Source organism: Nostoc sp. DedQUE09, assembly GCF_034530915.1.
Classification (GTDB): domain Bacteria; phylum Cyanobacteriota; class Cyanobacteriia; order Cyanobacteriales; family Nostocaceae; genus Nostoc.
Genome location: NZ_JAVRCE010000056.1, coordinates 41,520 through 53,999, shown reverse-complemented (window position 1 = coordinate 53,999; position 12,480 = coordinate 41,520). Strand labels below are relative to the sequence as shown.

10 protein-coding genes, 1 tRNA gene and 1 pseudogene are annotated in these 12,480 nt (G+C 41.0%); 8 read left to right on the top strand and 4 right to left on the bottom strand.

The genetic code is table 11. The features are described 5' to 3' along the window. Nucleotides 1–731: 731 nt before the first annotated feature. The 6 genes and pseudogenes from rsmA (at nt 732) to RMY27_RS27065 (ending at nt 4,377) form a co-directional block, all read left to right on the top strand. Complete coding sequence (gene rsmA / locus RMY27_RS27085) at nt 732–1,574, top strand: 16S rRNA (adenine(1518)-N(6)/adenine(1519)-N(6))-dimethyltransferase RsmA (protein ID WP_322667951.1); 843 nt, start codon at nt 732–734, stop codon at nt 1,572–1,574. 73 nt (nt 1,575–1,647) lie between these two features. After that, on the top strand, nt 1,648–2,601 hold the full coding sequence (ispE, locus tag RMY27_RS27080; protein WP_322667950.1) for a 4-(cytidine 5'-diphospho)-2-C-methyl-D-erythritol kinase: 954 nt from the start codon (nt 1,648–1,650) through the stop codon (nt 2,599–2,601). Nucleotides 2,602–2,798: 197 nt separating this feature from the next. Further along, nucleotides 2,799–3,128: a DUF3082 domain-containing protein gene (locus RMY27_RS27075; protein ID WP_292739837.1), complete on the top strand. Its 330-nt coding sequence runs from the start codon at nt 2,799–2,801 to the stop codon at nt 3,126–3,128. A 55-nt stretch (nt 3,129–3,183) separates the two neighbouring features. Further along, nucleotides 3,184–3,280, top strand: a pseudogene (locus tag RMY27_RS35625) (indole-3-glycerol-phosphate synthase TrpC); the annotation flags it as partial. A 243-nt stretch (nt 3,281–3,523) separates the two neighbouring features. Continuing rightward, complete coding sequence (locus tag RMY27_RS27070) at nt 3,524–4,135, top strand: sporulation/spore germination protein (RefSeq protein ID WP_322667949.1); 612 nt, start codon at nt 3,524–3,526, stop codon at nt 4,133–4,135. A gap of 170 nt (nt 4,136–4,305) precedes the next feature. Beyond that, nucleotides 4,306–4,377 (top strand) — tRNA-Gly (locus RMY27_RS27065). A gap of 158 nt (nt 4,378–4,535) precedes the next feature. Here RMY27_RS27065 and RMY27_RS27060 read toward each other — a convergent pair. Further along, nucleotides 4,536–6,284, bottom strand: a complete 1,749-nt coding sequence (locus RMY27_RS27060; RefSeq protein ID WP_322667948.1) for a hypothetical protein — start codon at nt 6,282–6,284, stop codon at nt 4,536–4,538. Nucleotides 6,285–6,933: 649 nt separating this feature from the next. Here RMY27_RS27060 and RMY27_RS27055 point away from each other — a divergent pair. Both RMY27_RS27055 and RMY27_RS27050 read left to right on the top strand, forming a co-directional pair. Continuing rightward, nucleotides 6,934–8,157: a succinate--CoA ligase subunit beta gene (locus RMY27_RS27055; protein ID WP_322667947.1), complete on the top strand. Its 1,224-nt coding sequence runs from the start codon at nt 6,934–6,936 to the stop codon at nt 8,155–8,157. 398 nt (nt 8,158–8,555) lie between these two features. Continuing rightward, entirely contained in the window at nt 8,556–9,437 is an 882-nt protein-coding gene (locus RMY27_RS27050) for a CoA-binding protein (RefSeq protein WP_322667946.1), read from the top strand. A gap of 353 nt (nt 9,438–9,790) precedes the next feature. On the opposite strand, the gene RMY27_RS27045 is transcribed toward RMY27_RS27050, so the two are convergent. From RMY27_RS27045 to RMY27_RS27035, 3 genes are all read right to left on the bottom strand, one after another. Next, complete coding sequence (locus tag RMY27_RS27045) at nt 9,791–10,879, bottom strand: HAMP domain-containing sensor histidine kinase (RefSeq protein ID WP_322667945.1); 1,089 nt, start codon at nt 10,877–10,879, stop codon at nt 9,791–9,793. A gap of 5 nt (nt 10,880–10,884) precedes the next feature. Next, the gene (locus RMY27_RS27040; RefSeq protein ID WP_322667944.1) at nt 10,885–11,595 is read right to left on the bottom strand and encodes a response regulator transcription factor; all 711 of its coding nucleotides are present in this window, start codon (nt 11,593–11,595) and stop codon (nt 10,885–10,887) included. A gap of 99 nt (nt 11,596–11,694) precedes the next feature. Further along, entirely contained in the window at nt 11,695–12,390 is a 696-nt protein-coding gene (locus RMY27_RS27035; RefSeq protein WP_322667943.1) for an NYN domain-containing protein, read from the bottom strand. Nucleotides 12,391–12,480 lie beyond the last annotated feature (90 nt).

Here is a 12,480-nt window from a genome sequence, read left to right as displayed (position 1 = left end):
TGTTAAGCATACCGCCAGCGTTCATCCTGAGCCAGGATCAAACTCTCCGTTTTGTTGTGTTTCGAGTTTGTGGCTCCGAAAAAAATATTTCCCGGAATCCTATCTATAATTTCGATTAACTTTTTGGGGAATCCCAAAAATAAAATCTTTTGACGAGGATTGGTTTTTTCTTAAGCTTTCAAAGTATTATGTTTTTCAGGTTCAGCGGTGGTTGGCTTCTTTTGCCTTTCCACTTAACTAGAGTAACTAGTCATCCCCTAGTTTGTCAAGGGGTAAATTTATTTTTTTTCTAAAAGGGCAAATCGCTTGACTGGACTTGCTTTCAGGTTAATGGGTTAAGCAACAAAAGGAAGACGAGAACGAAGCGGCTAAACCTGACTGTGTGAATAATGAATATTGCTTGTCTCTAAATGGGATCTGATGCAGGTTGAGTGATTATAGTTAATGATTATAGAAAAAGGCACGAGGTAGTCTTGCTAGAGCGATTTGTCCTGAATCCAAATGCTCGAACGAACGATATATATATAGTTGTTGTGGAGCTTGCGGTTTAAGACTCCATCCTACAGGTAACGTTTATTATATGGACATTAACCCGATCGCCATCACTACGTTCGTGGAGGGTTTGAAAGAGAAGATAGGCGTTACAGTGAGTCTAACACTGAAAAGGGGCTTCAAAATTTATAATGAATTTTTGAGAAAAAGCTAAAAAATAGACTAGGCAAGAAATACAGATGATCCGACCGCGTAAGGTCTTTGCTCAACATTGGCTCAAAAGTGAAAAGGCACTCGACGCAATTATTAAAGCAGCAGAGTGTACAGAAAGCGCTCGCTCCCACAAAGGCGATCGCGTTCTGGAAATTGGCCCTGGAACTGGCATTCTGACTCGTCGTTTATTACCCTTAGTGCAATCTTTAGTTGCAGTTGAAATAGACCGCGACTTATGCCAACTGTTATCAAAGCAGCTTGGTAAGACTGAAAATTTTTTACTTTTACAAGGCGATTTTCTGACTCTAGATTTACCATCTTATCTGGCAGCCTTTCCCAATTTCCTAAAACCGAATAAGGTAGTAGCCAATATTCCCTACAACATTACAGGACCAATCATTGAGAAACTACTGGGTACGATCGCCAACCCTAACCCCGAACCATTTGACTCAATAGTGTTGCTAGTACAAAAAGAAGTAGCAGAAAGGTTCTATGCTAAATCAGGCTCAAAAGCTTTTGGGGCATTGAGTGTACGGGTACAGTATTTGGCTGAGTGTGAGTTAATCTGCACAGTCCCAGCGGCCGCATTCCATCCACCGCCAAAAGTCGATTCAGCAGTGGTGCGATTGCGTCCCCGAAAAATAGAAATACCAGCACTTAATCCCCGACAATTAGAGAATTTTTTAAAGTTGGGATTTGGTGCCAAGCGCAAAATGTTACGAAATAATTTGCAATCTGTTATAGAACGCGATCGCTTGAGCCACTTACTGGAACAATTAAAAATAAATCCCCAAGCCAGAGCCGAAGACCTCAGCGTTCAGCAATGGGTAATTTTAGCAAATGAATTGGGAGTAGGGAGTAGGGAGTAGGGAACAAGGTAAGTTTTTTCCATTCCCCTTTCTTTATTCCCCATTCCCCATTTTCCATTCCCCACTCCATAAAATGCGTTCTTACAGTCTAATTGCCCCTGCTAAAATCAACTTATATCTGGAAATCATTGGCGATCGCCCTGATGGTTATCACGAGTTAGCCATGATACTTCAAAGTATCGGGCTTGCAGACCAAATTGATGTGCGTTCCATTAGCACTGATACCATTCGGGTTCATTGCAACCACCCACAAGTACCGACAGATAAAAGTAATCTGGCATACCGAGCAGCAGAATTAATGGTAAGGCAATTTCCCGAAGCCTTTGCTAAATATGGGGGTGTTGAGATTACCGTCAACAAGCAGATTCCTGTAGCTGCTGGATTGGCTGGAGGTTCGACGAATGCAGCAGCTGTGTTGGTGGGGATAGATTTACTGTGGAAGTTGGGGCTAACTCAGTCAGAATTAGAGGAGTTGGGAGGTACACTCGGTTCAGATGTCCCATTCTGTGTAGCGGGTGGAACTGCGATCGCAACAGGTAGGGGTGAGCAACTTTCTCCTCTGCCGAGTTTAGATAACATATATATAGTATTGGGGAAATACCGCAGTCTGGAAGTTTCCACCCCTTGGGCATACAAAACCTATCGACACCAGTTTGGTAATTCTTATATTAGAGATAGCGGCAACTTGGCAGCGCGTGCTAATGCAGTTCATTCAGGAGCAATAGTAAAATCTATTCTGGATAAAAATACGAGAGAAATTGCCCAAAAATTGCATAATGATTTAGAGCGCGTGGTATTGCCAGCCTATCCGCAAGTCTTGCGGTTGCGAGAAGTATTTGCTAATCAGGAAGGCGTTTTAGGAACAATGATGTCTGGTTCTGGTCCAACGGTATTTGCTCTTTTTGAGTCACAACAGCAGGCAGAACTAGTTTTGCGGCAAGTCAAGGAAGCAATTGTTGATGAAGACTTAGAATTGTTTGTGACTCGGACAATTACACATGGTATTCAGGTGGCATCGTCAATTTAAATAAATCTTTATCGTTAATGGAGTATGGGGAATAAGCTGATGAGCTTTAAAGTTGCATAGTTCAAATCACTAAAAAAATGCAAAGATGCAATTTTAATAACGATTAGCTGAAACTAAGAATTGTTCCTAACGCTCCAATCCAAAATCTAAAATCGTTCAACTGAGCGCTCACAACGAAGTCTAAAATCTAAAATATTATGAATGACCAAAATCTAACGCCGCAAACAGATGCTAAAGAATCGGTGACAGCTAGCCCGTTACGCTGTTTTACTGGGGCGGTGATTTCCGGAGGAATGGGATTTGCAGCGTATTCGCTGATGATTGCGATCGCGACAAATTTTGCTAGTAAACCGATCCATTCAATCAATCCATTGGTGGTGAAGATTTCTTCTGCTGTCCGCACTCTGGTTGTTGGTGTAGTTGCTTTAGGTAGCGGGATTTTTGGTATAGTGGCAATTGGTTTATTGGCTTTGGGAGTACAATTATTAGTACAGCAATTGACTAAGCAAAAAAGTAGTGAAAACTAGTAATTTGCTTTGGATCAGTAATCTAAAAGCACAAGTTTTTCTAAGGCAGGACAACTTACCCATACTGTACAAGGAGTTGATTTTACTCTTGCCAAATTTATTTAGCACAAGCCGCAGGCGTAGATGCAGTGCTACTGGTTGCAGCAATTCTCTGGTTTACTGTATCCCTACTTGTTTTAGTCAAGCTTTTTGGAATTGACGTAGACACAAAGCGGCTTGTCGTCATACATCGCTCCTTGAATAGAAGATGTTGTAGTTTTGGTAAATAGTATAAAATTTGACTTTAAAAGATTTCGGGTTGACACTTTATAGACTGGCTCAATATTCACGAATTTATACGGAATTGATACCAAAGACACTGAAATCGATAACAACATCATTTATAAGCAAAATTTATGAACACAATCAAGAGATATTTTTTACCCCCTATTTTTGTGACAATGGTTTTGAGCCTCGGTAGTTGTAGCTCTAACCCGACCGCAGGTAATATTGACAGTGCAACGTCATACCCTACCACAGCACCAGCACCAACCAATAGCCTACCTTCTCAGTCTCCCAGCCAAATTCCTAGCGTAGCTCAGTTGAGAGAAAAATCTCCTAATCAAGAATCTTCTAAGGAAAATACGCCTTCCTCACCAACTTCTAAGGTTGCTACTGCCAAAACAACTAGCGTAACACTATATACAAGTGATACTCAGTGTCAAAAATTAATTCCAGAAAAGGTTTCAGTACCAGCTGAAGAACCAGTGACAAATGTAGTGAGTAAAATCTTAGAAAAACGAGATACAAGCGACTTTAGTTTGTCTGGGTATCGTGTCAACATTAAAAATGGCATTGCTACAGTTGATTTACGCATATCTCCTGAGTCGAAGCGGCAAATAACTTCTCTTTCTAGTTGTGAACAGTTTGCTCTGTTTGGCAGTCTCCGCAAAACCCTAACGAGCAATTCTCAATGGAATATTAAAGAGGTTCGCTTCACGGAGCGAGGCGAGGACATTGTTCTTTAGTTAAATATAGTAGTAAGTGCCGTCATCAGCTAGCTAAAAAGATTTTCCAATCTGAACAGCCGTATACTCATACATCAGTATTTGCTAAAGTGGTGTATGTTCTAGGTAATTGAAAACAGCTACAAATAGTGGTATATTTTATTTTACTACTAAGTTTATGTTAGCAATCTGCGGGTGTAATTCAGTGGTAGAATGTCACCTTCCCATGGTGAACGTCGTGGGTTCGAGTCCCATCGCCCGCTTTGAAAAATGTTGTACATCCTTAAATAAGAAAAAACCTGACATAATCCTTACTATGTCAGGGTTTTACCTATTTGAAATGCTGTGACAATATTTTGTTAAATTGACAAATAATTAGTTAATGTACAATTCATCCTTTATACTTCACTGGGGATACTACTTACCCGCCTAAAGTCCGCGTATAAATTACCTGACCTTGGGAATCATAAAGAAAAAGGGATAGATTGGCATTTTCACCAATTACGGCTAAGGCTTCGCGTAAGATTTGCAAGTGATTGGTAACATCAACAGCAGTATCCGAATTCTTAGAATAAGGATTGGCCAAGTTATTTTGCCTTATTTGGTCATACTCAGGGGTTAGTCTGACAATAATTTCTGCATTGTCCGTGCTAAAGGTGCAAATCTGAATTCCATTAGTACAGGTCTTATCCAAGTCAGTGCGAGTTTGTTGCAAACTACTAACAACTTGTAGTTTTTCTTGTGCTTGTTTGAGTGCAACTGAATAGGGTTCAATGAGAGACTGAGCCTGAGTGTAGTACAAGCTATCTTGGGGAACTTTTTTAACCGTTTGCAAAGCCTGCTCCCAATATATCGCCGCTGCTTGCCATTGGTTTTGTTGTTCATAAACTTTGGCTTGCTTGGCAGTGCTAAAGGCCTGTTGGTAGGTTTTAACAGCTAATTGTTCTTTAGTAGCGCGATCGCGTACTAATACTAATTTAGGCTTATAGTCTACCAACAACTTTTGGGCTTCTTGGTATCCAACGCTATTTCGGGGAATAGTATTCAAGGTATTAATTACTACCAGCCAAGTAGACTGCGCCTTTTGCCAATCATTTAAGGATTTAGCAGTAGCTTCCCGTTTCTCGGCTGCAACGGCTACACCTTTTGCCGCTGTTAGTTTTTTCAGCCATTTTTCCTCAATAAATATCTGTTGATTTACAGCGTGCAAACGAACACGATAATTCAGTAATTTACCCTGCACCAGCCCATAGAGTTCACTACTCGAACTTATACTTTCTAGTGGCGCTATAGCCTGTCGCCATAAGTGTTGCCTGGTTTGTAATTCCTCTAAGCTAGATGCTGGAGTTTGAACTTTTTGTGTCGCCAAAGATGCCGTCTGCAAAGCTTTGACCACCTGATTGATTTTTTCTGCTCGTCCAGACAAACTTGCTTTTAGTTCCTGTGACAGCTGGTAACGAGGCGACCAACTAGGAATTACATTCAGGTCTGTGCTGGCTGCTGCAAGTTGCTGTTGTACAGCAACTAATTCTTTTTCAGACTTAGCGCGGCGCATCAGTTGCGGAGATTTTGTTTTTAATTGCTTGGCGTTTTGTATTTCTTGACACTCAGACATCACACAAGGGCGAGTCAATAAGTAAGCACCACCACCTAAAACGATAATTCCCATCAACACTGCACCCAGGAGGATAGGTTTGACCTGGAATCCTGGCTTTGAAGCCGACAAATTCGACACATCTGCAAACGGGTCAAAGAGTTCTTCTTCTTCACTCTCATTGATTGATAAAGAATATGTCAGAGATGATGAGGGGGATATTACTTCCTCATCTTCTTGTGCTTCCTCATCTCCCTCTGCTACCCATCCCTCCGTCGGCTTCAACGCCAAGAAACACTTAGTATAAGGAAGTTGTTCGCCAAAAACTCTGAGGAAACATTGCACCCGCTGCTCTTTATGGGGTGCTAAAGACTGAAGTACCTCCTCAATGACTGCAAAAATTAGGTGAGCGTCAACGATTACATCTGACGCGTGTTGCGTTAAAATCATTAGCTCGCCTTTATTGACGACGCACTTAACCTCGAAGACTTCAGCCGTTGAGACTTCTACAAGTAATTGTTCTTGCAAAGTTTTGGCTAAAAGCTGTAAATCTTCCTGCTGGACTGCTACTTTCATAGAGCTTTCCCGCTGAACTTCTATATTGTTTTGATTATCTTTAAGGGGATAAAATGAACTTTTTAGGTTTGTTGAATGCAAATGCACAATTTAGCCAACCACAGCCTGAGAATCTGAACGACCAACTTTCTAACACAAATTCTGACTTTTCACCAAAAATTAAAAAAGAAAATATTGTTCGTAACGATACATTTTTACATCGCTAGATGCAAAATTAAATAATCTGTCCTCGGATATAAATTACAAATAAAAAATGGGAATAATAGAAGGTTTGAGTATTTTCACTGCATTACTTTGCGATAATTAAATTCACAAAAGCTGCTGCTTTGCGAAATTCTACTTGCAAAGCAATTTTTGCCAAATTATCTAAAGGTTAAGAAAAAGATGCTATGTCAGAGGGCTTTGACAAAAAAGCTAGTTATCTTCTATGCTGGGAAACTTGCTGAGGAGATTAATTATGTGTTGTGGCTCTGCCACAAACAAGTTAACTATCAAAATTAATATGCTTCATTTGCTCAATTCGATAAAATTGATCCGTGAAAAATAATTTTTTATAGCTGCAAAAAGGTTAATTCTGCAATAAAGGTGCTGCAAAATATCAAGACAGGAATAACCAAAATCTTGGAAAGTGTCAATATAAGGTGTATCAATGGATTTATTAGAGTACCAAGTTAAAGAATGGTTTGCGAAGATAGGCATTCCGGTATTGCCTTCACAACGAATTGACCATCCTACAGATTTAAAACGGTTAAAAATTCGCTTTCCAATTGTACTGAAATCTCAAGTCCACGGAGCAGAACGGGCAAAAGCGGGTGGAGTCAGGTTTGCCCAAACGACTATCGATGCGATCGCAGCAGCTCAAAATATCTTTAGTTTACCAATATGGGGCGAATTGCCGGAAGTTGTACTGGCAGAATCTAGATACGACGCCAACCAAGAATTTTATCTAGCAGTAGTTTTAGATACAGCTGTCTGCCGACCGGTACTTTTAGGTTGCAAAGAAGCAGACATCGATTGGGAATCAGCCGGGGAAAGAATGCACTACGTTGTTGTGGAACAAGAATTTTCGCCATTTTATGCGCGACGATTGGCTTTGAAAATGGGTTTGCAAGGGACGCTGATGCAGTCAGTAAGCAGCGTTGTGGAGAAGATGTACCACTTATTTGTCCAAAAAGACCTGGATTTAGTCGAAATTAATCCCTTGGCAGTCAGTACTACTAGTCAAGTTATGGCTCTTAATGGTAAAGTCAGGGTCAACGAACGGTCGATCAAGCGTCATCCGGATCTTGCCGAGATGGCAGCAAAAATTATCAGTCGTCATACCACTACTGAAATTAATGGTATTTTGGGCGACTGGGATGGTGTGCAAATGCATGGAAAAATCGGTATTTTAGGCAATGGTACTGGTTCAGTGATGGCAACTTTAGATCTAGTTGCGAATGCTGGTGGCAATCCAGGTGTTTGTTTGAATTTACGTCATGCTTTCCTTACAGATACTACACCAACTACCTTCCGCGATCGCCTAGAAACAGGTTTGAAAATGCTAGAGGCTGATAAAAGCATTCAAGTAATACTAATTAACTTTCTGGGTAGCATTCCACAAACTGAGGAAGTGGCTGAAGTTATAGCTAGAGTAGTGCAGCAAGACGACAGCGAACTTCAATCACAGGTTGTACGTTCTAATGGTAGTAAACGGCGACAGCTTAATTTTCCATCCTTAGTTGTCCGTCTTGCGGGTTCCGAATTTAACACTGCGAGAAAATATTTGACGACACTAAAAACCCACACCGATGCGCTTGTTGTGGTAGAAAATTTAGATGAGGCAGTGGCAGCAGCAGTTCTCCTTGCTAAACCAACGGTTAATAAAAGATAGTGAATGTCATTTTGTTCCAATCGAAAAATCAAAAATTATTAGTTTTTACCGTCTGGTATAAATTGTTTAATTTAATGCTCAAATTAAGTACAGCTTTGCTTTCTGGAACTAAATTCTATAAGCTGTTCCACATTTTAATTGCATAAGCTGGGCGGGCAAGATGCCCACCCCACAAGAGTTATATTTAATTCGATTATGCAAATTAGATGTTTTTTAGCTTAATACATTCAAACTGGATATTCCTATCTAGAGGCGCGTTTTCTCACTTTTGAAGCACTCAGCTTCCAGACTAATTTTTGGAATTTCAGTAAAAATTGAATCAATACGACACTGTAAATGTGTCGTTTTTATGCCCAGTGTTTTAAGGCGCTGGGTTGCCAAATTTACGGTAATTTTTTATGAACCTAACGCCAGAAAGTAAAGTTTTAATTCAAGGCTTTTGTGAATTTATATCAAGCACTCATGTCGCTCAAATGAAAGCTTATGGCACGAATTTAGTAGCTGGTGTTAATCCTGGATGCGGCGGGCAGGAATTGCATGGACTGCCAGTATTTGATTTAGTAGAGGAAGTAACAGAACAATTTGGGGCTATTGACACGACGATTATTTGTGTAGATCCTTACGACGTGTTAGATGCGGCATTAGAAGCGATCGCATCTAATATTCGCCAGATCATTATTATTACTGCTGGTGTGCCGCCTTTGGATATGGTGCAGTTACTCCGCAAAGCCGAAGCTTGTGAAACTTTGGTAATCGGGCCAAATAGTCCGGGGATCATCGTACCGGGAAAAATTCTCTTAGGGACTCAACCCAGCGAATTTTATACCCCTGGAAGAGTGGGTATCGTTAGTCGTAGCAGCACCCTCACCTATGAAATCGCCTATGAACTAACAAAAGCAGGTTTAGGGCAGTCGATTAGTGTCAGTATTGGTAGTGATGCGATCGTTGGTTCCTCGTTTTTGCAATGGCTGCAAATTCTCGATGAAGATGAAACCACAGAAGCAATCGTTTTAGTCGGTCAACCTGGCGGTGGTAGTGAAGAAGCAGCCGCGCGTTATATTGCTGAGGCAATTGATAAACCAGTAATTGCCTACATTGCAGGAAGACTTGCACCACCAGGAAAAAGTTGGCGTCAAACCGGGACTTTAGCAACAGTTATCGGCCGCGATCCGAACTTTGGTACAGCCCAAAGTAAATTAGCTGCTTTAAAAGAAGCAGAAGTGACAGTAGCAGAACGCCCTTCTCAAATTCCAGAATTATTGCGAAAGGAAATTAACTAATTACTAATAATTCTCTACGAGACGCTGCGCCAACGACTACGCTCAGGACAAGCTCAGGACAAGTTTGTAATTCAATTTTTAACTACGAATTACGAATTATTTTGATTGGTCAATCTTGGGAACGATTTTGAGGGAACAAGTAGGCGATCGCAGCATAACCCGAAGCACTAAGTAAACTAACCAAAAAAGCAGCCAAAATAAAAGTAGACATAATGTTACACTCTATGCATTTCTAAAATCCTGGCATTCATCAACAAGCTAGAATTTTGGATACTTTCAAATTAGCAATTGGGTATGACACAGCCATGACTACCTTGTGTCAATCCCTCAGACTCAAAGTTTTTTAGCTCAACTCAAGCCAAAGGCAGAAAAAACCGAAACGTACTGCCAACTCCCAATTCGCTTTCTACTTGAATTTGACCGCCTTGTAATTCAATCAAACGACGGGAAATAGTTAAGCCAATACCAGTGCCTCCCGAATGGCGATCGCGCGATTGGTCAGTTCGCCAGAAACGCTCAAACACATGAGGCAAATTTTCTGGAGCGATACCAATGCCTGTATCACTAACCGCAATGCAGAGTTGAGATGCTTCAGTCTCAACAGCAATAGTAATTGAACCTTCGTTAGTATAACGAACTGCATTACCTAGCAGATTAACTAATACCTGTTCCGTGCGGTCAATATCTGCCAATACAGGAGGTAGCACAGATGGACATTGCAAGAGCATAACTGGCCCATCTTCCAATAGTTGGTCGGTAAATTTCTCCACTAATGACTCTAACAATGGACGCAAATTTACCCTTTGGATATTAATTGGTAGATAACCTGCTTCTGCCTTAGATAGTTCTTGTAAATCGTTCACCAACCGCTCTAAGCGCCTAGTTTCTTTAGCTAAACGCCGATAGATTTCAGGAGACGCTTCAATTTCCCCATCAGCCAGTTCTTCCAAATAACCGCGCACCACAGTTAATGGTGTACGTAGTTCATGGGTCATGTCTCCAATTACTTCTCGCCGCCGCGCTTCTACCCCTTCTAAACTAGCAGCCATTCGGTTGAAACTAGCACTAAGTCCACTGAGTTCTGGAATGTCAGACACAGGTAGTCGTGCATCCATTTGACCAGCAGCAAATTTTTGGGTGATTTGTTCCATCTCGGTCAATCGCTGCATAATCCGTCTGGACACCCAGTAACTCAATCCTCCGGCGGCGGTACTACCGACTAAGACTGACCAAATAGTGCTGCGCTGCCAAGCAAGTTCAAATCCTGTAACCAATTCAGCACGGACATCGATTAAGTTGAACCCCTGATTTTCTAATCCTTCCAAATGCAAGACAAATAAGCGGGGAGAAGAGATTTTACTGATGCTCACCAGACTAGCTACCCCCACGATCATTACTACTAAATGGGAGAAAAATAGGCGCCCTCTCAGCCCCATCTTCATAACATTTACGCTACCAGAGGATCTTCAAATTTATAGCCCACGCCAACAACAGTTTTTATAAAAGTTGGATTTGCCGGATCGGGTTCAATCTTTTTTCGCAACCGAGCTACATGAGTATCTACAACTCGTTCATCGCCAAAAAAATTATCTCCCCAAAGTTTATCAATTAGTTGAGTGCGGTTCCAAACTCGACCAGGGTTACTGACAAAAGTGGTTAGCAAGTTAAATTCTAGAGTAGTTAAGTCCAAAATTTCAACTTCTTGAAAATTCATCTGGCGACTGGCAGTGCGCTGGTCTACATCGACAATAAAGTGTTGGGTACGATTGACTTGATGTTGTCCCCCTTGGCGGAGGCTACGCCGTAATAGTGCCCGCACCCTAGCTACCAACTCTCTGGGGCTAAAGGGTTTGACCATATAATCATCAGCACCAGTAGATAAACCAATGACGCGATCGATTTCTTCACCCTTAGCTGTGAGCATTAAAATATAAGGATCTTTTGTACCTGGTTTCTGGCGAATTCGGGCACAAACTTCCAATCCATCCAAACCAGGAATCATTAAATCTAAAATGATTAAATCCGGTGGTTGCTCTTGAAACATCCGCAAAGCATTTAGTCCATCGCGGCTAGTGCGACAAAAAAATCCTTCCTTTTCTAAAGAGAGTTCGATTAAACGAGCAATTTCTGGTTCATCTTCAACTATTAAAATATCCATCTGAAATATAGGGTCGAGCAAAATTGGCAGAGCGGGGACACGGGAACACAGGGATATCTTGACACTGCGTCCCCATGTCTCCCACTCTCCGTCTCTTCATTAGAGGTTTGAATTTGACGACGTGCGATAACTATAGCCAAGATTAGAATCTTTTTGAATGTGTGTTTTAATACTATCTAGATCAATGAAGCAGTCAGCAACATCAATCAAACTTTCACTAGTCGTTGTTTGCAAACTGACTACTTCCACCCGAACCCCCATTCTGCTGACAGCGTTCACAGCATAAGCTAAATCTCCATCGCCACTGACTAAAACCGCTGTATCATAGTAGGGAGCTAAAGTTATCATATCTACAGCAATTTCTACGTTCAGATTTGATTTTTTGAAATTCTCTGTTGGTACAACGAGTTCCTTTGCCACTACGCGATAGCCATTGCGACGCATCCATAAGAGAAAACCCTGTTGCTTTTCATTACTGATATCAACCCCAGTATAGAAGAAAGCACGCAATAGTCTGGAACCGCTAGTTAAATGACAAAGCAATTTAACGTAGTCAATTTCTATGCCGAGTTGTAAGGCTGTATGGAACAGGCTTAAGCCATCAATAAAAATCGCAACTCGACCACGATTTAAGTTATTCAAAATCAAACTATCAGGTGCAGGATCTCGCATCTTGGTATCTTTACCTTTGACAGCAGCATCGCTCAAATTTTGCCCTTGCCAATGTGGTTTCGCTTTGAGTACTTTAGATTCCTTAAATTCATTTCTTTGTTTGCTAAAATTAGTTATAATCATTGATACCTCTGATTTTAAAGCTGTAAAGAATTTTGACTAAATTTTCTATAGTATAGTCTGTACTGATTTATAACCTAGCAGGTAATGGTC

Coding starts and splice junctions, on each gene's coding strand:
- RMY27_RS27040 (WP_322667944.1), bottom strand. CDS start 11,595: ATGGATATTTTAATAGTTGAAGATGAACCAGAAATTGCTCGTTTAATC.
- RMY27_RS27050 (WP_322667946.1), top strand. CDS start 8,556: ATGAACCTAACGCCAGAAAGTAAAGTTTTAATTCAAGGCTTTTGTGAA.
- RMY27_RS27045 (WP_322667945.1), bottom strand. CDS start 10,879: ATGAAGATGGGGCTGAGAGGGCGCCTATTTTTCTCCCATTTAGTAGTA.
- RMY27_RS27055 (WP_322667947.1), top strand. CDS start 6,934: ATGGATTTATTAGAGTACCAAGTTAAAGAATGGTTTGCGAAGATAGGC.
- RMY27_RS27060 (WP_322667948.1), bottom strand. CDS start 6,284: ATGAAAGTAGCAGTCCAGCAGGAAGATTTACAGCTTTTAGCCAAAACT.
- RMY27_RS27035 (WP_322667943.1), bottom strand. CDS start 12,390: ATGATTATAACTAATTTTAGCAAACAAAGAAATGAATTTAAGGAATCT.
- RMY27_RS27070 (WP_322667949.1), top strand. CDS start 3,524: ATGAACACAATCAAGAGATATTTTTTACCCCCTATTTTTGTGACAATG.
- RMY27_RS27075 (WP_292739837.1), top strand. CDS start 2,799: ATGAATGACCAAAATCTAACGCCGCAAACAGATGCTAAAGAATCGGTG.
- rsmA (WP_322667951.1), top strand. CDS start 732: ATGATCCGACCGCGTAAGGTCTTTGCTCAACATTGGCTCAAAAGTGAA.
- ispE (WP_322667950.1), top strand. CDS start 1,648: ATGCGTTCTTACAGTCTAATTGCCCCTGCTAAAATCAACTTATATCTG.